This window comes from Amycolatopsis sp. NBC_00348 (assembly GCF_036114655.1).
Classification (GTDB): domain Bacteria; phylum Actinomycetota; class Actinomycetes; order Mycobacteriales; family Pseudonocardiaceae; genus Amycolatopsis.
In genome coordinates this window covers 1,223,747-1,247,173 of record NZ_CP107994.1, presented here as the reverse complement: position 1 = coordinate 1,247,173, position 23,427 = coordinate 1,223,747, and the positions used below count along the sequence as shown (strand labels likewise).

The window sequence follows — 23,427 nt, the reverse complement described above, 5'->3', positions numbered from 1 at the left end:
CCGGTCAGGCCGGCAGAACGCTGGTACGGCGGTCGACCACGCGCAGTCCGGCGCGCAGCGGCCCGCGATCCAGGGCCTGCCCGCGGACGAACCAGTGGTGCAGCCAGAACAGCGACGCCAGCAGGGTGAACGCCTGGTTCTCCTTGGTGCCGATGCGTTCGGCGGGGCCGTCGAAGACCCGGTCGACGAGCGCGCGGGCGAACCGCGTGTCGAGGACGCCGATCGCGTCGAGCGTGGCCTGGTCGGTCAGGGTGTCGCGGTAGTCCGGCCACGCGCGCACGAAAGCGGCGCTGTCCGTGGCGCGGTAGGGGAACTTGCCCTTGGCGACGACCCGCTCCGGCAGCACGTCGGCGTAGGCGCGCTTGAGGAGGTACTTCTCGTCGAACGGGTCGCCGAAGCGGTGGTTGACCGACGCGGCCAGCCGCACGACCGCCGGGTCGAGGAACGGGCAGCGGTTCTCGACGCCGTGCCCGAGCGTCATCCGGTCGCCCTGGGTGGAGAGCAGGTAACCGGCCAGCAGCGTGCGGAACTCCAGCCACTGCGCCTTCTGCACCGCGCCGAGATCCGCGTAGCCCGGCTCGTCGGCGACCAGCCGCTGGGCCGCGTCGAACGGCGCGCCCGCGTCACGCAGCAGACGGGCGGCGAAGCGGCCGTTCTGGAAGCGCATCTGGTGGGAGAACAGCCCGGGCAGGTGCTCCTCGGTGAACTGCCGGTACAGGCCCAGCATCCGCTTCGGCGCGCCCTCGCCGGAAAAGTGCGGCAGGTACGGGTAGATCCGCGCGATCCGGTCGAGCCGGGTCCGCTCGTCGAGGTCGTGCCACGCGTCCAGCAGCAGCGCGTCCTTGAAGATGCCGTAGCCGAGGAACGCCTCGTCCGCGCCCTCGCCGCTGAGCACCACCTTGATCCCGGCCGCCTTCACCTGCTCGGCGAGCAGGTACATCGGGACGAACGCGGTGCGGAACGCGGGCACCTCGGCGTGCTTCACCGCGGCCGGGAACGCCTGGACGACGTCCTGGTCGCGGACGCGCACGGCGTGGTGGCGGGTGCCCAGCTCGCCGGTGACCGCGGCCTGCTCGGCGGACTCGTCGACGACGGCGTCCTCGAACTCCAGGGAGAACGTGCGCAGCGGCGCGGCCTGCCGGCCCGCGGCGAGGTGCGCGATGATCGAGGAGTCGAGCCCGCCCGAGACGTAGACGCCGACCTCGACGTCGCTGCGCAGCCGGACGTCGACGGCGGCCGCCAGCTCGGCGCGGACCCGCTCGATCGCGTCGTCTTCCGACTCCGGCGCCGGGCCGGGCTCCAGATCGAGGGTGGCCCAGCGGCCGCGTTCGACGTCGTCGCCGCGCAGGCACAGGTACTCCCCCATCGGCACCTGCTCGATGTCGCGGTAGCCGCTCTGCGCGGGCAGCGGCGTCCAGGTGGCGAAGATCGACGCCAGGTGCTCGGGGTCGAAGGAGAACCGGAAGCCGGGGTAGGCCAGGAAGGCCTTCATCTCGGAGGCGAACAGCCACGCGCCGTCGTGACGCGCCACGAACAGCGGGCGCTTGCCGTACCGGTCGCGGACCAGCGTGAGCTCGTCGGCCAGGGAGTCGTAGACGGCGAACGCGAAGGCGCCGTTGAAGCGCGACAGGCAGTCGCGGCCCCACGTGAGCCAGGCCTGCAGCACGACCTCGGTGTCGGAGTCGGTGCGGAACCGCGCGCCGAGCCGCTGCAGCTCGCGGCGGAGCTCGCGGTAGTTGTAGAGCTCGCCGTTGTAGCAGAGCCACCAGCGGCCGTCGGCGCTGCCGACGGGCTGGGAGCCGCTCGCGAGGTCGATGATGCTGAGCCGGACCGTGCCCATCACGAGCTTGTCGTCGAGGTAGCAGCCGGCCTCGTCCGGGCCGCGGTGCTCGATCTGACGCAGCAGGCCCGCGATCAGGTCACGGTCGTCCCCGGGCGGACGCCCACTGCCGTAGACGCCGGCGATTCCGCACATGCCGGTTACCGGCCGTCCGCGCTCGGGACGGCGCTCGCCTCGACGAACTCGACGATCGCGCGCAGCGACACGAGCACCGAGTCGAGCATGTCCTCGCCCAGTTCGACGCCGTAGCGCTCGTGGACGTGGTTCATCAGCGAGATGTAGCCGAACGAGTCGAGCACCCCGGCCTTGAAGAGATCGGTGTCCCCGGTGATCTCGTCGCCGAACCGGAACAGCGCCTCGTCCTCCAGGTAGCTCTGCAGCTCGGCGGTCAACGTCGCGTCAGGCATGGGGTGCTCCCTCGATCAGTCCGGCCAGTCCGGCCCAGTGCTCGCGGATGAAGAAGTGGTCGCCGGGCAGCCGGTGGCGCTCCAGCGGCTCGGTGGTTTCGCGCTGCCACGCGCTGATCTCGGCGTCGCTGAACGGCTCGCGGTCGCCGGTGACGACGGTGATCGGCACGTCCAGCGGCGGCTCGTCGTCGTGGACGTACCGGCCGAGGACGGTGAAGTCCGCGCGCAGCACGCGCTCGTAGTGCGCCATCAGGTCCTCGAACTGCCGCAGCTGCGCCGGAACGCCGCCCAGCTGGTCGAGGTGCGCCCAGAACGCGTCCCCGGTGAGGCGCCAGGTGTCCCGCTCGCGGCTCGGCACGGCCGGCCCGCATTCGCCGGAGACGACGAGGCGCACCGGCGCGGGCAGGCCTTCGGCCCGCAGCCGGCGGCAGAGCCGGAACGCCAGCCGCGCGCCGAGGCTGTGGCCGTAGATCGCGTACGGCTCGCCGACGTGGTCCCGCAGCTGGTCCATCAGGTCGGCGACGACGGCGTCGGCGTCGGCCAGCAGCGGCTGCGCCACCCGCCGGCCGCGGCCCGGCCGTTCGAGCGCCACGACGTCCAGGTCGCGGGTGTGCTCGGCCAGGGCGCGGTAGGCGTTTTCGTCGCCCCCGGCGTAGGCCACGGTGAACACGCGGCGCGGTTTCTCCGGCGCCGCCACGGGTGTGTCGATCTGCCGGACCATCCGGGTCAGCACTCCTTCCCCGCCGATTTCGCGGAAGTTCTCCGCCGGGCGCCGGCGCAGCACCGCGCGGACGCTGTCGGCCCAGCGCACGGTCCCGGCGATCTGGTCGCCGAGCGTCCGGGCGATGTCGCCGTCGCGGTACGGGCGCGCGGTCACGTTGGCGATCACGGTCCCGGCCAGCGGCGCGAACCGGAACCCGCGCAGGAAGGCGGCGAACTCGTCCCGCGCGGCGCGCATGTACCGCGAGTGGAAGGCGGCCGAGACGCGCAGCGCGGCGACCCGGATGCCCCTCTCCGACAGCGTTTCGCGCGCCCGGTCGATGTCCGCCGCCGGTCCGGACAGGACGTTCTGCGCCGGGGTGTTGCGGTTCGCCACATCCAAAGTGGACAGCTCTTGCTCAGCGAGCACCTCGGCGAGTTCCGCTTCGGACGGCCCGACGACGGCCAGCATCGCGCCGTCGCGTTCGGTGGCCATCAGCGCCGCCCGCTGGGCGACGAGCTTCAGGCCCGTCTCGAAGTCGAACGCGCCCGCGGCGAGCAGCGCGTTGTACTCGCCGAGGCTGTGCCCGAGCAGGACGTCGGCCGCCGGCTCGCCGCGGTCGAGACCGTCCCAATAGGACAGAGCGTTGACGACGTAGAGCGCGGGCTGGGTGTAGCGGGTGTCGTCGAGGCGGCCGTCGGGGTCTTCGAGGCACAGCCGGGTGATGTCGTAACCGAGGACGTCGCCGGCGAGGGCGACGTGCTCGGGGTAGCGGTCGAACAGGCCCGCTCCCATCCCCTTGGCCTGGGTTCCCTGGCCGGGGAAGAGCGCGACGCTCGTGCGGTGGGCGACCGGCATGACTCCTCCGGATCTCTTCAGGACAGCGGGTTTCCCCAGGTGTCGAGGAAGGCGACCGACTCCAGGGGCTGACGGGCCGGGCGCCGGAAGTCCGTCGTGGTCGTGTACGCGACGGGCAGCAGGCCGACCTGGGCGACGTCCGCCGGCAGGCCGAGGATCTCCGCGGCTTCGGCTTCGCGCCGCAGGTGCAACGTCGTCAGCACGGTGCCGAGGCCGCGTGATCGCAGCGCGAGCTGGAAGCTCCACACCGCGGGGTAGATGCCGCCGTAGAACGACGTCGCCTCGACGTGCCCCGACGGCCGCGGCCCCTGCACGCACGGCACGACGAACACCGGGACGCGGTCGATCACGTCGATCAGGTGCTGCACCGAGCCGACCATCCGGCGCACGGCCGGCACCGCGGCCGCCGCGCCGAGCTGGGCGCGGACCCCGGCCAGGTAGTCGCGGCCGACGTCGCGGAACAGCCCGCCCAGCCGCGCGCGCCGGCCGGCGTCCCGGACGACCAGCCAGCGCCAGGACTGCTGGTTGCCCGGCGACGGCGCGTAGGTGCTCAGCCGCAGGCAGGTCGCCAGCACGTGCGGCTCGACCGGGCGGTCGAGGTCGAGCTTGCGGCGGACCGCGCGGGTGGTGCTCAGGACGTGGTCGACGCTCGCGGTGTCGACGGTCGCGGTGGTCATCGGCCCTCCAGCGCGGGGGTGCGGGTCTGGCCGGTCAGCACGATCTGGTGCAGCCGGCGCAGCTCGTCCGACGGGTCGAGGCCGAGCTCCTCGTTCAGCACGCGGCAGGTGTGCCGGTACGCGCTGAGCGCGTCGGCGCGGCGGCCGGCCCGGTTGAGCGCGGAGACGAGCTGGTGGTGGAAGCGCTCGCGCAGCGGGTAGCGGCGGATCAGGGCCTGCAGCTCCGGGATCACCTCGGGCAGGTGCTCCTGCTCGAGGTCGGCCTGGACGCGCAGCTCCAGCGCGGCTTCGCGCAGGCCCTCCAGCCGGACGGCCTCGGCGTCCAGCGACGGACCCTGCCGCACGTCGGCGAGCGCGGCCCCGTGCCACATGGCGAGGGCCTCCTCCATCTTGCGGGAGGCTTCGGCGGCGTGGCCGGCGTCCAGCACCACACGGCCCTCCCGCACGACCTGTTCGAAGCGGCGGGCGTCGATGGCGTCCGGGTCGACCGACAGCAGGTAGCCGTTGGTGACCGTGGCGAGGACCTTGGTGCCGCAGCCGACGTGCTCGGCCAGCTGCTTGCGCAGGTGGTAGACGTAGGTCTGGATGGTCCCCACGGCCGACTTCGGCGGCCGCTGCGGCCAGAGCTCGTGGATGATGCGGTCGATGCCGACGGCGCTCGGGCTCTCGAGCGCCAGCAGGGCGAGGACCTGCCTGATCTTGGTGGACGTCGTGCGGACCTCCCCGCGCGGGCTTTCCACGCGCAGGGGTCCGAGCAAGCTGAGTTCCAGCATGGGAATCTCCTCGGTCTCCTCGGCCGGGCTACCGGCGCTGAACGGGGCGGCGGGGTGCTCGTCCCGAGCTCCACATGCCCGGCGGCCGGTAGACGCGGTCGTCGGGTCCCCAGGCCGCGGCGGCCCGTGCCGGGAACGGGGGCGGTTCCCGGCGCAGTGACGTGATCACCGCGAGCAGCGCCGCCAGTTCCGCGTCGTCGGGCGCGCCCCGCGTGATCACCACCGGCGGGGTCATGTCGGCGGGTTCCCGTGCTTGCGCTGCGGCAGCTGCGCGTGTTTCGAGCGCAGCGTCCCCAGCGCGTCGATCAGGATCCGCCGGGTGTCGGCCGGGTCGATCACGTCGTCGACGAGCCCGCGCTCGGCCGCGTAGTAGCCGTGCATCAGGTTCGTCCGGTACTCCTCGATCAGCTTCGCCCGCACCGCGTCCGGGTCCAGCGCCGCGTTGATCTCCTTGCGGAACACCACGTTCGCCGCGCCCTCGGCGCCCATCACCGCGATTTCGTTGGTGGGCCAAGCGAAGGACAGGTCACAGCCGATCGAACGGGAGTCCATCACGATGTAGGCCCCGCCGTACGCCTTGCGCAGGACGACCTGGACGCGGGGCACCGAGGCGTTGCAGTAGGCGTAGAGCAGCTTCGCGCCGTGCCGGATGATGCCGCCGTGCTCCTGGTCACTGCCGGGCAGGAACCCCGGGACGTCGACCAGCGTGACGAGCGGGATGCTGAAGGCATCGCACATCTGCACGAACCGCGCGGCCTTCTCCGACGCCGGGATGTCCAGCACGCCGGCCAGCACGGCGGGCTGGTTGGCGACGACGCCGACCACGTGCCCGTCCAGCCGGGCCAGCCCGCAGATGACGTTGCGCGCCCAGGACGCGTGCACCTCGAACAGCTCGCCGTCGTCCACGACCTCTTCGACGACCGCGCGCATGTCATAGGCCTGCGCGACGTCGGCGGGCACGAGGTCCAGCAGCCGTTCGCAGCGCCGGTCCGGCGCGTCGGACGGCTCGACCGACGGGGCCAGCTCGCGGTTGTTGGCCGGCAGCAGCGAGATCAGGTACCGGACGTCTTCGAGGCACTCTTCTTCGGTGTCGTGGACGAACCCGCTCGCGCCGGACACGGTCGCGTGCACCGCGGCCCCGCCGAGCTGCTCGTGGGTGATCTCCTCGCCGGTCACCGAGCGGACGACGTCCGGGCCGGTGATGTACATCTGCGCGATGCCGCGCACCATGAACACGAAGTCCGTCAACGCCGGCGAGTAGGTCGCGCCGCCGGCGCACGGGCCGAGCATCACGCTGATCTGCGGGATCACCCCGGAGAACCGGACGTTGCGCTCGAAGATCCCGCCGTACCCGGCCAGCGCCGTGACGCCTTCCTGGATGCGGGCGCCGGCGCCGTCGGACAACGAGACCAGCGGGGCGCCCGCCGCACCGGCCATGTCCATCAGCTTCTGGATCTTCGCCGCGTGCGCCTCCCCCAGCGAGCCGCCGAAGATCCGGAAGTCGTGGGCGTAGGCGAAGACCGTGCGGCCGAAGACCGTCCCCCAGCCGGTGACGACGCCATCGGTCGCGGGACGGCGGTGCTCGAGCCCGAACCCGGACGAGCGGTGGTGCCGGAAGCGCTCGATCTCGTGGAACGAACCGGCGTCGAACAGCAGCGCCAGCCGGTCCCGCACGGTCAGCTTGCCCTTGGCGCGCTGGATGCGGGTCGCGTCCGGGGACGGGCCGTCCTCGGCGCGCCGCCGGACGGTGTTCAGCTCGCCGACGAGGGCGCGCAGGTCGCGAACGGCGGCCGGGGGTGTCGTGGGTTCGTCGATCGTCGTCATCGGCGGGCCCCCCGGAAAACGCTTTCCCGACCCCTCGGGACTGCACCCGTTCGCGAGCACCGAATCGCGGTCACTTGGTCGTCCACCGTCGTTCTCCTCGGCCGGAAGAAACACCCGCACCGGACACAGCTCACCTGCACCGGTAATTAGGAAATTGGGAAATTCGGAATTGTTTCGCGCTCGACCGGTTCTCCGCCGTGCGCGCGGCCACCGGGATTTAGTGGTTCGGGCCCTCGCCGGAACCGCTACCGGCCGGCGCGTGGGCCCCGGAGTGCACACCAGGGTGTGCACCGGCCGCGACGGACGCACCTCCCGGAACCGCCTGGCTCACGCCGAAACCCGCCGCGACGACGGCGAGCACCACGAAAGCCGTTCGCGCCCCCCGCGCCTTGATGTCCCCCGATGTCGCGTCATCCGATCCGTTCCGCATGGTCACCACTCCCTCTTGTCATCCACAAGCCGTTCACGAGCCATCGACAAGAATGACGATCACAGCTCCGGTTCCCGATTCCGTCCGTCCTCGATACCGCTCACCTCCCCCGCCCCGGTATTCCGGACATAGCGGGCGGGGACCGCGGTATCGCCGCAGGTCAGTGCCCGGCGGCGGGCAGCGTCGAGACGCTCTTCGACGATCTCGGGCGTCGCCCCCTCGGCGAGCACGCGCACTCCGGTGCTCGGCGGGCGGGGGAACTCCGCGCCCGCGAACCACCTCGGCGCCGGTGGGCGGACCGGCACCCCGGCCAGCGCGCGGCACAGCTCGGTCTGCACGTCGAACCCGGTCGTCACCTCGATCAGCCGGGCGATCCCGCGGGACCCGAAGCCCGGGCGCGCGCGCACGATCCGCGGGCCGCGCCCGGACAGCACGACCGACGTCTCGGCGGGCCCGAACTCGTAGCCCACCAGGTCCAGCATCGCCGTGACGGTGGCCCGGACCTCCCTCGCCTCGGCTTCGCCGACCGTCGCCGGGAAGAGGTACCGCACGCCGTGCGCCACGGCCCGCTGCGCGGTGACGCCCACGACGCGGTGCATCCCGTCGTGCGTCAACGTCGTCACCACGACCTCGGGGCCAGGCACGAACTCCCCCGCGGCGAACGGCCCAGGGCGGTGCTCGTGGCGACGCGCCCACTCGGCCAGCGCCGCCCCGGACCGCACGACGGTCTCGTCGTCGCCCGAGCGGAGCACCGCGGGCAGGCCGATCTCCGCGACCACCCCGGGCACGGCGCCCGCGGTGGCGACCACCCGGGTCCGCACCATCGGGTGCCGGCTCGGCGCGAGCACCTCTTCCAGCCGCCGGTCGTCGGCCAGGACGTGCGGGGCCTCGGCGAACTCGGGGCACACGCGGGTGGCCGGGAACCCCTCGCCGTCCAGCACGTGGGTGATGCCGCACCGCAGGACGACCCGGGCGACGGCGCCGGCCACGGCGGTCTCGTCCCGCGCGTCCACCAGCGTCAGCCGGTCGGCGGCGAAGGGAGCGAACAGGGCGCGCTGACCGGCGTCGACGACGAGCCGGAGGTCGAGACCGCTGCGCACGGCCTTCCGCGCGAACGCGAGCGACGGGAAGCACAGCAGCAACCGCGCGGCCGGGCTCATGGGCCCACGTCCTCGTCAGGGCCCGCAGCACCGGCCCGGCCGTCCACCCACCGCCGTCTCATCGCGACTCCCCGCACTTCGGTGACCTGCGGTCCGCCGACGTCGTCCCGCGGCCACGACACCTCGTGACATGGATGTAGCTCCTGCCACACTGCCCGCGCCGGTTACCGATTCGTTCCCGCCGGCGCGCGCCGGCCTCAGGAGCGGGCTCTGGGCGGGACCCCGGCGGTCCGGAAGATCTCGGCGGCCCGCTCGAGACAGTCCCGGGCCTGGTCCGCGGCGCCTCGCGCGGCGTGGACGTCGGAGAGGCCGACCAGCGCGCGGGCCTCTTCGATCCGGTAGCCGATGCCGGCGGCCAGCGCGTGGGCACGCTCGTGCAGCACGAGCGCCTCGGCGTAGTCGCCTTCGAGCCGGCGCAGGCGGCCGATCAGGTTGTCGATGACGACCCGCCGGATCGGCGTCCAGTGCGCTTTGTGGTGCGCCAGCCCGAGGTCGACGAACCGCCGGGCCTCCTCGATCCGGCCGAGCCGGTGCCCGGTCAGCGCCGACAGCGCGTACACCAGCGCGACGTCGCCGGGCGCGCCGAAGTCCTCCCCCAGCTCGCGAGCGACCCGCAGCTGCTCGTCGGCCTCCTCGACCGCGCCCGTCCCGAGGTGGGCCAGTGACAGGTCGATGAGCGCGACGAGCTCGTTCTCCCGGGCGCCGAGCTCGCGGTTCAGCGCCAGGGCCCGCTTCGCCGTGTCGACCGCTTCGGCGTAACGGCCCCACTGTTCGTAGAGGGAACTGAGGTTGACCAGCGACTCCGCCTCGGCCCGGCCGGCGCCGAGCTCCCGCTTGATCCGGATGGACTCCTCCAGCAGCGGGAGCGCCTCGTCGTACCGGCCGCAGGTGCACAGCAGCAGGCCGAGCATGCCGGTGTCCTTCGCGACGCCACGCCGGTCGCCCAGGTCCGTCGCGATGGCCAGCGCCTCCGACGCCGCGTCGATCCCTTCGGCGAACTTGCCGAGCTTCCAGTGCGCCACCGCGGAGTTCGACAGGCTCAGGCGCAGCAGTTCGGCGTCGCCGAGCCGGCGCGACGAGACCACCGAAACCTGCGCCATCTCGACGAACTCCGCGAACAGCCCGTCCGCGTCCAGCTGGAAGACGACGTTGCGGGCGAGCCGGGCGACGTGCCGGTCGAACCCGTGGGCGTGCGCGAGCGCGACGGCCTCCTGCAGGGTCGACTGCTCCCGGTCGAGCCACTTGCGCGCCGCCTCGCGGGTCGGCAGGTGGGGCAGCGCGGGATCGCTTTCCCCTGGCCCGGCCGGCAACCGCGCGCGGCCGGGGAACAGCAGGTCGCAGACATGATCGGTGACGTCGACGAAGTAGTCGAGCAGCCGCTCGTAGCCGGCCGCGACGTGACCGGCGTCGTCTCCCGCGCACTCGGTCTGGTTGAGCTGGTTGACGAAGCTGCGCACCAGGTCGTGGAACGTGTAGTAGCCGATCTCGTGCTGCTGCAGCATGTGCGCGTCCAGCAGCACTTCCAGCACGGCCTCCGCCGTGTGCGGGGACAGGCCCAGCAGCGCCGCCGAGGAAAAGACATCGATGTCACGCCCAGGGTGCACCCCCAGCATGCGGAACGCGGTGCGGTGGCGCGGCCCGAGCCCTTCGTAGGAGATCCGCAGTGTCAGGTCGACCCCGCGTTCACCGGACTTGAGCTCGTCCAGGCGGCGCGACTCGTCGCTCATCCGGTCCACGAGGTAGCCGATCGGCCACCGCGGGCGGTTGCCGAGGCGGCTCAGCGCGATCCGCATCGCCAGCGGCAGGTGCCCGCACAGGGCGACGAGCTCGGCCGCCGCTTCGGCCTCGGCCTCCACACGCCGGGTGCCCAGCACCCTGGCGGCCATCGCGACGCCGTCCTCGGTGGTCATCGTCCCGAGCGAGAGCCAGTGCGCGCCGTCCAGGTCGATCAGCCGCGTCCGGCTCGTGACGAGCACCAGCGAGTCGGGGCCGAGCGGCAGCAGCGGCCAGACCTGGGCGACGTCGAAAGCGTTGTCCAGCAGGACGATCAGCCGGCTCTCGGCGGTCATCGTGCGCCAGAGCATGGCCCGGGCGTCGGCGTCCTCGGGCAGCTGGTCGGCCTCCACGCCGAGCATGCCCAGCAGCGCCTCCGCGGCGGCGCGGGGCGACAGCGGCTGGCCGCCGGAGGTGTACCCGCGGAGGTTGACGTACAGCTGCCCGTCCGGATAACGCTCGGCGAGCAGGTGCGCGGCGCGCACGGCCAGTGACGTCTTCCCGACGCCGCCCATCCCGTCGATCGCGAGGATCCGAGGCCCGCGGTCGGCGGGCACGTCGAGCCGGCTCAGCAGGCCGTCCAGCTCGGGCTTGCGGCCGGTGAAGTCCGCGAGGTCGTACGGCAGTGTCCGGGCGACGGTGGCGGCCGGCGGCTCCGCGGCCCGCGCGGGCTCGGGCGCTTCCCGGGGTGGTACGAGGGCGGGATCGTTGCGCAGCAGGCGTTCGTACAGGTCCGACAGGTCGCTGCCCGGGTAGATCCCCAGCTCTTCCGACAGCAGCGCGCCGACCTTCCGGTACTCCTCCAGCGCGTCCGCCTGCCGGCCCGAGCGGTACAGGGCGAGCATCAGCTGGGCCCGCAGCTTCTCCCGCAGCGGGTGGGCCGCGACGTGCTCCCGCAGCTCGCTGACCAGCTCCCGGGACTCACCGCGCGAGAGGCGCAGGTCGGTCAGCTGCTCGACGGCGTCCAGGTACCGTTCCTGCAGCGCGACGTCCGCGGCCTTGATCGCGGGCCCGCCGCTGCCGGCGAGCACGGACCCGCGCCGCAGCGCGAGCGCGCCCTGCAGGTGCGTGGCGGCTTCGTCCCAATTGCGGTCCGACGACGCCCGCCGGGCCTTCTCCAGCAGGTTCAGGAAGACGTTCAGGTCGACCTGCTCCGCGGGCAGGACGGCGCGGTAGCCCGGGCCCTCGGTCACGATGACCTCGCCGCCGGCCGGGATGACCTGGCGCAGCCGGGCGACGGCCTTGCGCACCTGGTGCGTCGCGGTGGCGGGCGGGTCGTCGTCCCAGACGGAGTCGACCAGCTGGGAGATGCTGAGGACCTGCCCGGACTCGAGCAGCAGGGCGACCATCACGCGCTCCTGGACGGCCCCGCCGAGGTGGATCCGGCGCGTGCCGGACCAGCACTCCAGCGAGCCCAGGACGTTGATGCGCAGATCCGGCTCCTGGCGCGAAGGCGAGCCGCCCATCAGAAGTCGACACCTGTCGCCACGCAGCCACCTTCTCCCATCCGGTCACCCGAGCGACCGCGGACGGGCATGTGGTGCGCCCGCTCGCGAATCCCATCGCCGCGACACCGGCTCCGGTGTGAGGAAGAGGTCGCTCCCCTCAGCCCGCACTCCTCGTACCCGGCCGAACGTACCCGGATTCTCGCACGCCGGTTCTGCGCAAAACCCGAGACTTCGACTCCCCTGTGGATCATCTTCTCACAGGGAATCGCGAAAAGAGGGCAGTGAAGACGAGACTGACGGGCAACCCGCGCGAGCACGCCCGCCGGTCGGCCGCACGGTCAGAACGCCGTTCGCAGGCATCGCTTCCCCAGCCTGGCAGCGCCTTCACGCCCACCACACGGGCGGTGGGTTTCGCAACCGTCACGAGTGGCGCACGCTGCTGATCCAAAGGACGTCGCCAGTGCACGAAAACTTGAGGTCGTCCGGCTATGCCGCGAGGTGCCGGGCGACAGCCACACCTCGCTGGGCTTCACACAATCGCGAAAGCATCCCTGCCCGGCGCCGAAGGACAGGTCTGTTCGGTCGCGAGTCGTACTGGCATGGATCTCGCAAGGTGCGTAGGTCACGGGTAGTACTCGTCGGGCTCGAAGCTGGGCGCCGGCCGGGTACGGGCTCAAGTCTGGATGGCAAGGGCGAGGAGGGTATCGATCGCAGTTTCGAAGGGGCGACTGTTCCCGAGTACCTGGGCGAGCAGAAGTCCGCCTTCGAGCGTGGCGAGCAGAGTGACGGCGAGGTCGTCCGGGTCGATGTCGGACTGCAGCTCCCCATCGGCATGAAGGGATCTGAGTCCTTCGGCGATCGTGGCCGACCACTGATCGAACCCTGCCGCGATGAGCGCCCGGGCCTCGGGGTCGGATCACCATCGATGTCACGGTCAACCACAACTCGGGTATAGGCGAAACATGCCAGGGAGAATTGCGGTGGGACGACATCAGCCTGGACGACGCAACTTGACGACGCGCCAGTGATCCCCAGCCGTTCGCACACCGGATTCGCCGGCTTTGCCATCCGCTGACGTGCAGCTCACCATCCGAAACCCATCAGGACGCGATCGGCGGACGCAGGCATGATGGCGCCATGCCGCACCGTGTCCTGCTCGCCGACGACGACCGCGCCATCCGGGAGTCCCTCGTGCGCGCCCTCGACCTCGAGGGCTACCACGTCACCGAGGTCACCGACGGCGTCAGCGCGCTGGCCACCGCGCGGAAAGACGACTTCGACGTGCTGATCCTCGACGTCATGATGCCCGGCGTCGACGGCCTCGGCGTCTGCCGCGTCCTGCGCGCCGAAGGCGACCGGACACCGATCCTCATGCTCACCGCCCGCGTCGAAACCGCCGACCGGGTCGCCGGGCTCGACGCCGGCGCCGACGACTACCTGCCCAAACCCTTCGAACTCGACGAACTCCTCGCCCGCCTGCGCGCCCTGCTGCGCCGCACCACCGCCGACACCGGCGCCGCACCCCTGCGGACGCTGCGCCTCGGCGAACTCGCCGTCGACCCCGCCGCCCGGCGCGTCTGGTGGCGCGGCACCGAGATCACCCTGTCCAAGACCGAGTTCGACCTGCTGGAACTGCTCGTCCGCAACGCCGGGATCGTGCTCGACCGCACCACGATCTACCAGCGGATCTGGGGCTACGAATTCGGCTCGGAATCCAAGAACCTCGCCGTCTACATCGGCTACCTGCGCCGCAAGCTCGACCAGGCGGGTGCGACCGAGCTGATCCACACCGTCCGCGGCGTCGGCTATTCGGTGCGCCCGGCATGAACCTGCGCAGCAAGCTCGCGATCGCCTTCGCCGGCGTCGGTGCCGCGGCGGCGATCCTGGTCGGCGTCTTCAGCTACCAGGCCGCGTCGCAGCGGATCAGCGCCGAACTCGACCGCTCCCTGCTGACGACGTCGGCCGAAGTCGCGGCCGGAGCGACGCAGGTGCTCGCGCCCAGCCCGGTCACCCGCGGGCCCGATGACGACGACCACGACGAGGCCCAGCCCATGGTCGCCCAGGCGATCGCCCCGGACGGCACAGTCCGGCCCGTCGGCGGCCGCCCCGTCCGCCTCGCCGTCGGCGACGAAGACCGGGCGCTCGCCGCGACCGGCTCCTTCGGCGACCGCCGCTACCAGGACTTCACCGTCCCGCCGGACGACTACCGGGTCATCACCGTGGCCCTCGGCGGCGGCCGCGGGGCGCTCCAGCTCGGCATCGACGTCGACGAATCCCGCAACGTGCTCCACGGCCTGGCCGCGCGCATCACCGCCGTCAGCGCCCTCGTCCTCGCCGCGGCGGCACTGGCCGGCTGGCTGCTCGCCCGCCAGATCACCCGCCGCCTGGTCCGGCTCACCCAGGCCACCGAGCAGGTCAGCGACGGCCGCCTCGCCGACGTCGCCGTCCCGGCCGGCGGACGCGACGAGGTCGGGCGGCTCGCGACGTCGTTCGACCGGATGCTCGGCCGTCTCGCCGACGCCCGCGCCGACCAGGAACGCCTCGTCCAAGACGCCGCGCACGAGCTACGCACGCCGCTGACCAGCCTGCGCACCAACGCCAGCGTCCTGCGGCGCTTCGCCGAGCTCGCCCCCGGCGACCGGGCCCGGCTGCTCGACGACGTCGACGGCGAAGCGCGCGAGCTGACCCACCTGATCGACGAGCTGGTCGAACTGGCGACCCGGCGCTACGAGACCGAGGAGCCCGCGCCGGTCGAGCTGGGCGAGATCGTCGAGCGCGCCGCCGGGCGTGTCCGGCACCGCTCGGGCCGCGCCATCACCGTCGAGACCGACGCCACCGCGCTCAACGGGCAAGCGAAGGCACTCGAACGCGCCGTGTCGAACCTGCTGGAGAACGCCGTGAAGTTCGCACCCGAAGGAGCGATCGACGTCGTGGTGGGCGACGGCCGGGTGCAGGTCCTCGACCGCGGCCCGGGCATCGGTGACGAGGACGCGGCGCGGGTTTTCGACCGGTTCCACCGCGCCGACGGCGCCCGCGGCCTGCCCGGCTCCGGTCTGGGGCTGGCGATCGTCCGCGAAATCGCGCTGGCCCACGACGGCGGCGTGTTCGCCGAGCCGCGGCCCGGCGGCGGGGCCGTGGTCGGGTTCACCGTCGGCGCCGAGCTTCTCTTACCGGATTCTCACCCTCGTCACGTCGACGGCTAACCGCGCGCCGGAAAGGTGGTCCCCGAGGATCACCACATCCAGGAGCGCCCGATGACCACCCTCGCACCACCCGGCAGCACGCTCCGGCGTCCGGTCCGCGCGTGGTGGCGGGACGCCGCGGGCCTGGCCACCTGGTCGAGCGTCCTGTTCGTGGTCGCACTCTGGGTGTCCGGCCGCGGGCTGCAGGACCTCGGCTCGGACTTCTTCACCTCGGCCGGACGTCTGACCGGGTTGGTGTCGGCGGATCTCCTGCTGCTGCAACTGCTGCTGATGGCGCGGATCCCCTGGGTGGAACGCAGCTACGGCCAGGACGAGCTGGCCCGCCGCCACCGGCTGACCGGGTTCACCTCGATCACGCTGCTGGCCGCGCACATCGTGCTGATCAGCCTCGGCTACGCCGCCACCGACCGCTCCGGCCTGCTCGGCGAGGTTTGGACGCTCGTGACCACCTACGCCGGCATGCTCCTGGCCACCGCGGGGACACTCGCGCTGGTCATGGTCGCGGTGACGTCGGTGCGCGCGGCCCGGCGGCGGCTGCGGTACGAGTCCTGGCACCTGCTGCACCTCTACGCCTACCTCGGCGCCGGCCTCGCGCTGCCGCACCAGCTGTGGACCGGCGCCGACTTCACCGCCTCCCCCGTCGCGACGGCGTTCTGGTGGACCGCCTACGCGGCCGCCGCGGGCGCGGTGCTGGTGTTCCGGCTCGGGCTGCCGGTGTGGCTCAACGCGCGGCACCGCCTGGTCGTCGAGCAGGTCGTGCGGGAGGCTCCCGGCGTCGTGTCGGTGTACCTGCGCGGACGCCGGCTCGACCGGCTTCCCGTGGAAGCGGGGCAGTTCTTCGTCTGGCGGTTCCGGTCCGGCCCGGGCTGGACGCGCGGCAAGCCGTTCTCCCTCTCCGCCTCGCCCGACACCCACGGCAACCGGCTCCGGATCACGGCCAAGGACCTCGGCCCGGGCAGCCGCAGGCTGGCCCGGCTGCGGCCGGGCACCCGCGCCCTGTTCGAAGGGCCTTACGGCCGGCTCACCGGGACCGTCCGAAAAGGACCCAAGGTGGCGATGTTCGCTTCCGGTATCGGGATCACACCACTGCGCGCGCTGCTCGCGGACCTGCCTTACCTCCCCGGGGAAGCCGTGCTGTTCCACCGGGCCGGGCGGCACGCCGACCTGCTGTTCCGCCGCGAACTGGACGAGCTCGCCACGCGCCGCGGCCTCCGGATCCACTACCTGCTCGGCCGCCGCTCCCGCGACCGCGCGTCGTGGCTCCCTGAGAATTACGCCCCCGTCCCCGACGAGCAGGTGCTGCGGCACCTGGTCCCCGACATCGCCGAGCACGACGTCTACGTCTGCGGCCCGGACGCCTGGACCGAAGCGGTGATCGAGACGGCACGCCGCGCGGGCGTCCCCGCCGACCACGTCCACTCCGAACGATTCGGCTGGTAGGAAAGGACTTCCGATGCGCAGGATCGCCATCACCTTCGCCGCGACCGTCTCGGTCGTGGTGCTGCTGTTCAGCTACCGCACCAGCACCGATTCGACCCCGGTCGCCGCCGGCCGCCCCCTCGGCACCCAGCCGGCCCGCACCACGAGCCCCGCCACACCAGGTTCGACCGGCGGCGGCACGTTCACCGGCGGCGCCGCGGACACCCGCTACGGGCCGGTCCAGGTGCAGATCACCGTGGCCGGCGGCAAGATCACCGAGGCCCAGGCCGTCGAATACCCCCAGGAAAGCGGCCGCGACGTCCGGATCAACGCCGCCGCCGTCCCGGAACTGAACCAGGAGACACTCCAGGCCCAGAGCGCGCAGATCGACACCGTCAGCGGCGCCACCTACACCTCCGAGGGCTACCAGCAGTCCCTGCAGTCCGCGATCGACGCGGCCCACGGGTGAGCACCGCGCCCCGGCCACGCCGGTCCTGGACCCGGGCCGTCATGGGCACCCAGGTCAGCCTCCACCTGCGCGGCCACCGCGTCGACACCGACCCCGCGATCGAACCGGCCGTCGCCGCGGTGTTCGGGCACCTGCGCACGGCCGACGAACTGTTCAGCACCTACCGGCCCGACAGCCAGGTCACCGCGATCCGCCGCGACGAACTGCCCCGCGACCAGTGGCACCCGTGGGTCACCGAAGTCTTTGCGCTGTGCGAAGAAGCTCGCGAACGCACCGACGGCTACTTCGACCCGTGGCGGCTGCCCGGCGGCTTCGACCCCTCCGGGCTCGTGAAAGGCTGGGCCGTCGAGAACGCCGCCGCCCACCTGGACCGGCTGCGCGGCTACGACCACTACCTCAACGCCGGCGGCGACATCACCGCCCGCGTCCACACCACCCGCGCCCCGGCCTGGCGGGTCGGCGTCGAAGATCCCGGCGACCCGGCCGCCTTTCTCGCCGTCCTCGACCTGCGCACCGGCGGCCTCGCGACGTCCGGTACGGCCGCCCGCGGCGACCACATCGTCGACCCGCACACCGGCCGTCACACCAGCAACCTGTTGTCGGTGACGGTCACCGGCCCGACCCTGCTGTGGGCTGACGTCTTCGCCACCGCGGCGTTCGCCCGCGGCGGCAACGTCGCCCGCTGGGTCACCGCGCTCGCGCCCGGCTACGAAGTCGCGGCCCTCGCCCGCGCCCCGTGAGCCCGTCCCGCCCGAGCTTCCGCCACTCGCACTCCACAAAGGACACCATGACCACCGTCAACGGCCTGCCCGCCCACGTTCTGCTCGTGCACGCCATCGTCGTCCTGCTCCCGCTGGCCGCGCTGCTGCTGGTGCTCAGCGCGCTCTGGCCCGCCGCCCGCGCCAAACTGGCCGGCCCGAACGCGATCCTGGCCGCCCTCGTCGTGGTTCTCGTGCCGATCACCACCGACGCCGGCGAATGGCTCGAACGTCGAGTCACCTCGACCCCGGCCGTGCGCACCCACACCGAACTCGGCGACACCGCCCTCTGGGTCGCGATCCCCGTCGCCGTCCTCGCCCTGCTGGTGTGGTGGCGACGCCGCGAAAGCCTCGCGTCGCAGGCGGCCGACACGAGTTCGACTGCGTCCGGCACCGGCTCGACCGCGGTCGCCACACGTCGCCGCACGTTCCTGGCTCCGGCGTCGACCGCGGTAACCGTGGCGCTCTCGGTCCTGGCGGTCGTGGCCGCGGGAGCGGCGTTCTACGACGTCTACCGCATCGGCGATTCCGGCGCGCAGGCCAGCTGGCAGGGCCAGTTCAGCGCCACGCCGACCCCGCGCGGCCCCGGACATTGACAGGCGCGGGCCCCGACGTCCCCCAGCTTTCGTTGACTGCAGCCGAGCGAACCCGCTTCGCCAGACCCACGAGGTCGGGGCAACTGACAGCCGGGACCACGGACGATCACACCGTCGCGGCCTGCCCGCAGCCGAGGCTCGGATCGCCGCGGGTTTCGAGCCCGGCGGCGGCCGCCTGATCGAAGTGCGACAGGTGTGGCCGCGGGTGAGGTGGACCAGCTCGGGCGGCTGCCGACTCGCACGGTCGTGGCAGCTCCCGTAGTACGAAACCACCGAACCCGATGAGCCTGGCACCCGTCGGTCTCGCCGCCCAGGGCCGCGGCCGCCGAAGCCACCGGGGACTGTCCGACCGGCGCCCATCTCACCCTGGCGATCGGCTGCGGCGGCCGGCCGGCACGCCAACCCGTAGCAGAGGTCGAGGACGCGACGGTGGGTTCGTGGTCGACAGTGAGGTCGGCCCGGTCGAAATCGACGTGTGCTCGTCCCCTGCGGTGCGAGCACTTTCGTTCTCGTCGGCGAGGGTGTCGAGCATCAGCCGGCACCAGGTGAAGGCGGCGTTCACCGCGAGGTACGCGTGCCGGGTGCTCAGCCCCGTACGGGGCTGAGCCACACCGTGCCCTGTCTCGACGCCGCCGTGGACAAGGCCGCCAACGCCCGTGCGCTGGCCCTGCAGTCCACCGAACACGCGGCGCGTCAACATCGGGCGTAGTGCGCACGCCTGGCTGGCGGGGAGTCCGGTCCTCGGTCAGCCAGCGGTGTACCTGCACCATGCGGCGGTCGCCGGCGTACTCAGCCGGACGATGGTCGCGATGGTGGTCCTCATTCCGGCGCCTACCGAGCAGGTGCCGTCGGCTGGCCTCAGTGGTGCGCATACGCGCTGCGGGCACGCCTCCCACTGCTGTCGTGGCTGTTCCCGCTGCTCCGACGGCGGACGTGCTCACCGCGGGCACCACTACCCCTTGGGCATCGTGGGCAGCACCGCGCTGCCGGCCGTCGCCGCGGAGTCCGCGAAGCGCGGGTTCGGCAGTCGGATACCTGCCTCTGCGCAACCCACTGGCTCGATCGACACCGCCGCTCCGAACTCTGTCGCCTACGTCGTCATGGGGCCTCCGGCGATCGAGTCGCGGCACAGCAGGCAGTCGCCCTCGGCGCAACGGGTGATGCTCTGGTCCGCCCTGATGGCCGCCGCGGCGGCTGCGATGGTTTGCCGCGCGGGAAAGGCCTGCCACCGCGATCCGCCGACGACCGCGGTACGGACGTGGGGGCGCAAGATCGGCCCCAGGCGCGGGAACCCTTCGGAGCAGGATCCGACCTCGACCATGGACACCTGATGGTGGAGGTTTCGAGCCCAGCGCAGGAACAGGCGACGCCCCGCCTGGTGTTCGGCCAGGTGAATCGCTGTCATCCGGTTGATTCCCACCCCGGCCAGGATGATCACCCCCTCGTGAGCGGCCAGTTCGCGCAGGGGGCCGTACACGTCGGAGGGGCTCTGCGCCGAGATCAGCTCGCCGGCCAGGGGGCCGAGAGCGGCGAACGAGTTGAGCGGATGCGTGCCGCGCACAGCGCCGGTGCGGCTGATCACGGCCGCTGGGAGCACACCCAATCCCGGGTTGATGAGCCCGCAGTCGGTGGTGTACGGAGCGCCCTCCGGAATCGTGGGCACCGCGGGGAGTTCGGAGTAGTCGATGCCGTTGCGCACCGGCCGCAGGCCGGCCGGAGGGGCTACACCGAACTGCGGTTCGGTGAAGGTCGGCACCAGTACAGTGCGGTTGCCGGCCAGAAACGCGTCCAGCAGGGCGTCCACGCCACCCTCGATGGGCGCTCCGAAGGAGCGCAACGAGGCGTGCAGCATGATCGGGCGATTTCGCGGCGCCAGTTCGTCAATCGCCTTGCCGAGGTGTTCGGTCGGAATCATCGCGGATCTCCTCGATTGGGGGCCGGTAGTGGTCGGTGCTCAGACGGAGTGGCGGGCGTCGACGATCCGGCCGTGCCGGAGCTCCTCCAGCGCCACCACGGTCGCTCGTGTCTCGGGGTGGTCCTCGCCCAGCACCCGGCGACGGCGGTCCAGGACGTCCCGGTAACCGGCCTCCGCTTCCGCTGTCCGGCCGCGGTGGGCCGCGATCCAGGCGAGTTCGTGCCGGATGACGAGCGTCTCGGGGTGGTCTGCACCGAGGAGCTGCGCACGCAGGTCGAGAAGATCGCGGTAGCCGGTCTCGGCTTGCGCCCACCTGCCTTCCCTGGCGAGGATCCAGGCGAGTTCGTGCCGGGTTCCCAGGGTTCGCTGGTGCGAGGGGCCGAGCACTCGCAGACGGTCTTCGAGGACTGCGCGGAGGACTGCGCGGGCCTCGTCGAGCCGCCCCTGGTTCGCGATCGCCCAGCCGAGCTCATGGCGAGTTATCAGGATGTCGGGGTCGTCGATGTCCAGAACGCCGGCGCTGTCGCGGAGGACCGCCCGATAGCCCTTCTCGGCCTTGGCCCATTCCTTGCCGCAACCGGCGATCCAGGCGAGTTCATGCCGGCACCTGAGGACGTCCGGGTGCTTGGGGCCGAGCTGCCGCAGCCGGTTCCGGAGGACGTCCCGGTACAAGTTTTCCGCTTCGGCCAGATAGCCCTGGTCCGCGACCGCCCACGCCAACATGTGGCGCAGGCGAAGCACCGTGAGATGCCCGTCCCCCAGCTCAGCGGTGTGTGCCAGGGCGCGCTCGCACAGAGCTCTCCCCGCTCGGCCGGCTCCGCTGAGGTTGAACGCCCAGGCCATGCGAGCGGCGGTTTCCAGAAGCTGGACGAGATGGTCCCGGTCCACCTGCTGCGCGGTGGTCTCCAGAAGGCTCAGCAGATGGGGTCCCAGCAATGCATACTCCGGCCAGGCCGCCGGCTGGTCCGGGGGCAGGCCGGCGACATCGGCGGCGAGGAGGGCGACCGCGGTGTGCCGGATCCCGCCCGGGCGCGGTTCCGGTCCGTCCAGGCTGGCTCGGCCGGCCGCTCCGACGACGGGGTGCACGACGATGCCGCCCGGGGAGCCGTCGTGGATCAGGCCGACCTCCCGCAGGCCCCGCAACGCTTCGTCCAGGTGCCGGATTGGTGGAGTGGTGCCACGCGAGTCCGGCGGACCGGACAGGAAGCCGGCGTCGAGGAGGCCCTCGGGGATCGCGGTGGAGGCGTAGCAGCTGACCAGCTGCAGCACTGGTCGAGCCTGCGGGACTCCGCGCTGTGCCAGCTCGTCCAGGGAGAGTTCCACGGCACGGCCCGTCAGTGCCCCCATGGCTGCTGCGGCGGGACGTTCCAGCCGGTCGGATTCGACGGTCCTACCGACCGCCAGTTCGTATGCGGCGAAGGTGGCTCGCCGGGTGGCTTGCGAACGCAGGTGGCTGCCCGCCAGATGCAGGCTCAGCGGGTGGCCGTCCAGGCGGCGCGCCAGCGCCCTGGCCTGGTCTTCATCGCCCGCCGCCGGCGCCAGTTCGCGCAGTATCCGGGCGGCGTCGCTCTCGTCCAGTGCGCCGATGGTCAGGATCCTTGCCGCTCCCCACATTCGCGGATCGGTCTCCCGGCTGGTCACCAGCGCCAGGCCGTGCGCAGACGAGCGCACCCAGCCCGTCAGATCCTGGATTCCGGCCGGCGAAGTTCCGGTCGCCAGCGCCCGGGGATCATCAGCCTCGTCGAACACCAGCAGCCACCCGGGAGATACGCGGTCGAGCAGCCTCCAGAAGCGGTCGGCGGCGTCGACCGTGCCCCGGGCGATCGCCTCGACGTCGTGCGGGGCCGCGCCCATCTGCCGCGCCACCGTCGTCAGGCCCTGCGACAGGGCGACCGGATCGAGAGCCGAAACCCACCACACCCGGCCGCCCCGGGCCCGGACGTGCTCGGCCAAGGCCGCGGCCACCGTCGTCTTGCCCGCGCCCCCCGGGCCGGTGAGCACCGCGGGCTCTTGCCGTGATCCGCGCGTCAGCGCCAGCAGGTCATCCAGCAGCGCACGGCGGCCGATCAACCGGGCAGGTCCCCCGGAGACGTGGTCTCCGGACCTGTCCTTGAGCGCTCGTAGCCTGACCTCCAAGCCGTCGTCGGTGATGTACTCCTCGACGATCTCACTGATGAGGATCAGCCGTTCCCGCAGGGTCTCAGCCGCAGTGCGGTCATCATCGCTGGCCACTACCGCTCCTCTTCTGTCTGGGGCGAGCCGATCACCGGGGGTTCCAACTGCCGGCGCAGCCGCTTCTTGACCAGGTGGATGATCTGGCGGACGTTGTTGGGTTTCTTGTGCAGAACCTCGGAAATCTCCGTCGGCGTGTAACCTTCGGTGATCAAATACATCACCTGCTGCTGCGCCGGCGGCAGGCACTCGAGTGTGTTGGCGACGAACTGACGATCTTCCAGGGCCGTCAGCGCCGACCCGTCGGCCGGCAGCACTGACCCGTCCTCGTCGAGCGCGACGGGCTGCAGGCGGTGCCGCTCGTTCTTGAGTCGGCGCCGTGCTGTTTTCATCGCGTAAGCCCGGGGATGGCGTACCCGGCCGGGGTCGGAAACGGGGAGGTGCCAACGCTCGAAGAGCTTCTCCATCGCGTGAGCGACACAGTCGTCGGCGTCGGCTGGGGAAGCCCCTTCCATGACCATCAACGCCTTCACCAGCTTCCGGTATTCGGTACGGAAGAAGTCGTCAAAGCCGCCTGGATAAAACACTTTCCTGTCCGTGGCGGAGTTGCCGGTGGTGGATTGCTCCTCATCGTGCACCGGAACCCTCCCAGGGTGACCAGCCACCCTGGCCGCACGCGTGGACGAAACCCTTCGGCGGTGGCTCGCGCGTCCCGACGGACACCAGCCTCACCTTCAGGCGGTAACCCGCGGCACGCAACGCCGCGGCCGCCATCACCCCGCTCACGACGCACGTGCCGCAGAACGCGGCCACGTTGTCGAGCTGGGCGAGTGCCTCCACCAGCGCCACCCATCCGACCAGCCGTGCCGGCTCTGCAACGCCGACCATGGGAACAATGCCGTAGTCATCCATATCCGCGTGGCCGTCCTTCGCCTCGTCGATCCATCGATGACTTATAAGAGCGCCTAGCCACCCGATACGTTAAAAGCCCTGGTCACGCCACCG

At 72.0% G+C, this 23,427-nt stretch carries 20 protein-coding genes and 1 pseudogene; 6 read left to right on the top strand and 15 right to left on the bottom strand.

Annotated elements, in window-relative coordinates:
- Window positions 1–4 precede the first annotated feature (4 nt).
- From asnB to OHS58_RS48705, 10 genes and pseudogenes are all read right to left on the bottom strand, one after another.
- Entirely contained in the window at window positions 5–1,975 is a 1,971-nt protein-coding gene (gene asnB, locus OHS58_RS05960) for an asparagine synthase (glutamine-hydrolyzing) (protein ID WP_326950858.1), read from the bottom strand.
- A 5-nt stretch (window positions 1,976–1,980) separates the two neighbouring features.
- Window positions 1,981–2,247 (bottom strand): acyl carrier protein, encoded by a 267-nt coding sequence (locus OHS58_RS05955; protein ID WP_247051087.1) that lies wholly within the window; start codon window positions 2,245–2,247, stop codon window positions 1,981–1,983.
- Window positions 2,240–3,805, bottom strand: coding sequence for an ACP S-malonyltransferase (gene fabD / locus OHS58_RS05950; protein ID WP_328647427.1), 1,566 nt, complete (start codon window positions 3,803–3,805; stop codon window positions 2,240–2,242). Before fabD ends, OHS58_RS05955 begins: the two co-directional genes overlap by 8 nt.
- A gap of 17 nt (window positions 3,806–3,822) precedes the next feature.
- Window positions 3,823–4,482 (bottom strand): nitroreductase family protein, encoded by a 660-nt coding sequence (locus tag OHS58_RS05945; RefSeq protein WP_328647426.1) that lies wholly within the window; start codon window positions 4,480–4,482, stop codon window positions 3,823–3,825.
- Entirely contained in the window at window positions 4,479–5,255 is a 777-nt protein-coding gene (locus OHS58_RS05940) for an AfsR/SARP family transcriptional regulator (protein WP_326950861.1), read from the bottom strand. The genes OHS58_RS05945 and OHS58_RS05940 overlap by 4 nt, the downstream gene beginning before the upstream one ends.
- A 28-nt stretch (window positions 5,256–5,283) precedes the next feature.
- Complete coding sequence (locus OHS58_RS05935) at window positions 5,284–5,490, bottom strand: acyl-CoA carboxylase epsilon subunit (RefSeq protein WP_326950862.1); 207 nt, start codon at window positions 5,488–5,490, stop codon at window positions 5,284–5,286.
- Window positions 5,487–7,079: an acyl-CoA carboxylase subunit beta gene (locus OHS58_RS05930; protein WP_328647425.1), complete on the bottom strand. Its 1,593-nt coding sequence runs from the start codon at window positions 7,077–7,079 to the stop codon at window positions 5,487–5,489. Before OHS58_RS05930 ends, OHS58_RS05935 begins: the two co-directional genes overlap by 4 nt.
- 489 nt (window positions 7,080–7,568) lie before the next feature.
- On the bottom strand, window positions 7,569–8,669 hold the full coding sequence (locus OHS58_RS05925; protein ID WP_328647424.1) for a hypothetical protein: 1,101 nt from the start codon (window positions 8,667–8,669) through the stop codon (window positions 7,569–7,571).
- Between the two features lie 197 nt (window positions 8,670–8,866).
- Window positions 8,867–11,908 carry an AfsR/SARP family transcriptional regulator gene (locus OHS58_RS05920; RefSeq protein WP_328647423.1) on the bottom strand — a complete coding sequence of 1,014 codons (3,042 nt, stop codon included), beginning with the start codon at window positions 11,906–11,908 and terminating at the stop codon, window positions 8,867–8,869.
- A gap of 655 nt (window positions 11,909–12,563) precedes the next feature.
- A pseudogene (locus tag OHS58_RS48705) lies at window positions 12,564–12,791 on the bottom strand (TetR family transcriptional regulator C-terminal domain-containing protein); the annotation flags it as partial.
- Window positions 12,792–13,027: 236 nt separating this feature from the next.
- Between OHS58_RS48705 and OHS58_RS05915 the strand changes: the two are divergent.
- From OHS58_RS05915 to OHS58_RS05890, 6 genes are read left to right on the top strand one after another with little or no spacing between them, the layout of a single operon-like run.
- On the top strand, window positions 13,028–13,717 hold the full coding sequence (locus tag OHS58_RS05915; RefSeq protein ID WP_328647422.1) for a response regulator transcription factor: 690 nt from the start codon (window positions 13,028–13,030) through the stop codon (window positions 13,715–13,717).
- On the top strand, window positions 13,714–15,093 hold the full coding sequence (locus OHS58_RS05910) for a HAMP domain-containing sensor histidine kinase (RefSeq protein ID WP_328647421.1): 1,380 nt from the start codon (window positions 13,714–13,716) through the stop codon (window positions 15,091–15,093). Before OHS58_RS05915 ends, OHS58_RS05910 begins: the two co-directional genes overlap by 4 nt.
- A 51-nt stretch (window positions 15,094–15,144) precedes the next feature.
- The gene (locus OHS58_RS05905; protein WP_328647420.1) at window positions 15,145–16,533 is read left to right on the top strand and encodes a ferredoxin reductase family protein; all 1,389 of its coding nucleotides are present in this window, start codon (window positions 15,145–15,147) and stop codon (window positions 16,531–16,533) included.
- 13 nt (window positions 16,534–16,546) lie between these two features.
- Window positions 16,547–16,981 carry an FMN-binding protein gene (locus OHS58_RS05900; protein WP_328647419.1) on the top strand — a complete coding sequence of 145 codons (435 nt, stop codon included), beginning with the start codon at window positions 16,547–16,549 and terminating at the stop codon, window positions 16,979–16,981.
- Between the two features lie 41 nt (window positions 16,982–17,022).
- Window positions 17,023–17,721 carry an FAD:protein FMN transferase gene (locus OHS58_RS05895; RefSeq protein ID WP_326952286.1) on the top strand — a complete coding sequence of 233 codons (699 nt, stop codon included), beginning with the start codon at window positions 17,023–17,025 and terminating at the stop codon, window positions 17,719–17,721.
- 47 nt (window positions 17,722–17,768) lie between these two features.
- The gene (locus tag OHS58_RS05890; protein WP_326950872.1) at window positions 17,769–18,335 is read left to right on the top strand and encodes a hypothetical protein; all 567 of its coding nucleotides are present in this window, start codon (window positions 17,769–17,771) and stop codon (window positions 18,333–18,335) included.
- A gap of 361 nt (window positions 18,336–18,696) precedes the next feature.
- Here OHS58_RS05890 and OHS58_RS05885 read toward each other — a convergent pair whose 3' ends face one another.
- The 5 genes from OHS58_RS05885 to OHS58_RS05865 form a co-directional block, all read right to left on the bottom strand.
- Window positions 18,697–19,035 (bottom strand): abortive infection family protein, encoded by a 339-nt coding sequence (locus OHS58_RS05885; protein WP_328647418.1) that lies wholly within the window; start codon window positions 19,033–19,035, stop codon window positions 18,697–18,699.
- Window positions 19,036–19,425: 390 nt separating this feature from the next.
- Window positions 19,426–20,250, bottom strand: coding sequence for an AAC(3) family N-acetyltransferase (locus OHS58_RS05880; RefSeq protein ID WP_328647417.1), 825 nt, complete (start codon window positions 20,248–20,250; stop codon window positions 19,426–19,428).
- A 39-nt stretch (window positions 20,251–20,289) separates the two neighbouring features.
- Window positions 20,290–22,482 carry a tetratricopeptide repeat protein gene (locus OHS58_RS05875; protein WP_328647416.1) on the bottom strand — a complete coding sequence of 731 codons (2,193 nt, stop codon included), beginning with the start codon at window positions 22,480–22,482 and terminating at the stop codon, window positions 20,290–20,292.
- Window positions 22,482–23,060: an RNA polymerase sigma factor gene (locus OHS58_RS05870; RefSeq protein WP_326950885.1), complete on the bottom strand. Its 579-nt coding sequence runs from the start codon at window positions 23,058–23,060 to the stop codon at window positions 22,482–22,484. Before OHS58_RS05870 ends, OHS58_RS05875 begins: the two co-directional genes overlap by 1 nt.
- Window positions 23,050–23,334 (bottom strand): hypothetical protein, encoded by a 285-nt coding sequence (locus OHS58_RS05865; RefSeq protein ID WP_326950886.1) that lies wholly within the window; start codon window positions 23,332–23,334, stop codon window positions 23,050–23,052. Before OHS58_RS05865 ends, OHS58_RS05870 begins: the two co-directional genes overlap by 11 nt.
- Window positions 23,335–23,427 lie beyond the last annotated feature (93 nt).

Coding starts and splice junctions, on each gene's coding strand:
- asnB (WP_326950858.1), bottom strand. CDS start 1,975: ATGTGCGGAATCGCCGGCGTCTACGGCAGTGGGCGTCCGCCCGGGGAC.
- OHS58_RS05955 (WP_247051087.1), bottom strand. CDS start 2,247: ATGCCTGACGCGACGTTGACCGCCGAGCTGCAGAGCTACCTGGAGGAC.
- fabD (WP_328647427.1), bottom strand. CDS start 3,805: ATGCCGGTCGCCCACCGCACGAGCGTCGCGCTCTTCCCCGGCCAGGGA.
- OHS58_RS05945 (WP_328647426.1), bottom strand. CDS start 4,482: ATGACCACCGCGACCGTCGACACCGCGAGCGTCGACCACGTCCTGAGC.
- OHS58_RS05940 (WP_326950861.1), bottom strand. CDS start 5,255: ATGCTGGAACTCAGCTTGCTCGGACCCCTGCGCGTGGAAAGCCCGCGC.
- OHS58_RS05935 (WP_326950862.1), bottom strand. CDS start 5,490: ATGACCCCGCCGGTGGTGATCACGCGGGGCGCGCCCGACGACGCGGAA.
- OHS58_RS05930 (WP_328647425.1), bottom strand. CDS start 7,079: ATGACGACGATCGACGAACCCACGACACCCCCGGCCGCCGTTCGCGAC.
- OHS58_RS05925 (WP_328647424.1), bottom strand. CDS start 8,669: ATGAGCCCGGCCGCGCGGTTGCTGCTGTGCTTCCCGTCGCTCGCGTTC.
- OHS58_RS05920 (WP_328647423.1), bottom strand. CDS start 11,908: ATGGGCGGCTCGCCTTCGCGCCAGGAGCCGGATCTGCGCATCAACGTC.
- OHS58_RS05915 (WP_328647422.1), top strand. CDS start 13,028: ATGCCGCACCGTGTCCTGCTCGCCGACGACGACCGCGCCATCCGGGAG.
- OHS58_RS05910 (WP_328647421.1), top strand. CDS start 13,714: ATGAACCTGCGCAGCAAGCTCGCGATCGCCTTCGCCGGCGTCGGTGCC.
- OHS58_RS05905 (WP_328647420.1), top strand. CDS start 15,145: ATGACCACCCTCGCACCACCCGGCAGCACGCTCCGGCGTCCGGTCCGC.
- OHS58_RS05900 (WP_328647419.1), top strand. CDS start 16,547: ATGCGCAGGATCGCCATCACCTTCGCCGCGACCGTCTCGGTCGTGGTG.
- OHS58_RS05895 (WP_326952286.1), top strand. CDS start 17,023: ATGGGCACCCAGGTCAGCCTCCACCTGCGCGGCCACCGCGTCGACACC.
- OHS58_RS05890 (WP_326950872.1), top strand. CDS start 17,769: ATGACCACCGTCAACGGCCTGCCCGCCCACGTTCTGCTCGTGCACGCC.
- OHS58_RS05885 (WP_328647418.1), bottom strand. CDS start 19,035: ATGTTGACGCGCCGCGTGTTCGGTGGACTGCAGGGCCAGCGCACGGGC.
- OHS58_RS05880 (WP_328647417.1), bottom strand. CDS start 20,250: ATGATTCCGACCGAACACCTCGGCAAGGCGATTGACGAACTGGCGCCG.
- OHS58_RS05865 (WP_326950886.1), bottom strand. CDS start 23,334: ATGGATGACTACGGCATTGTTCCCATGGTCGGCGTTGCAGAGCCGGCA.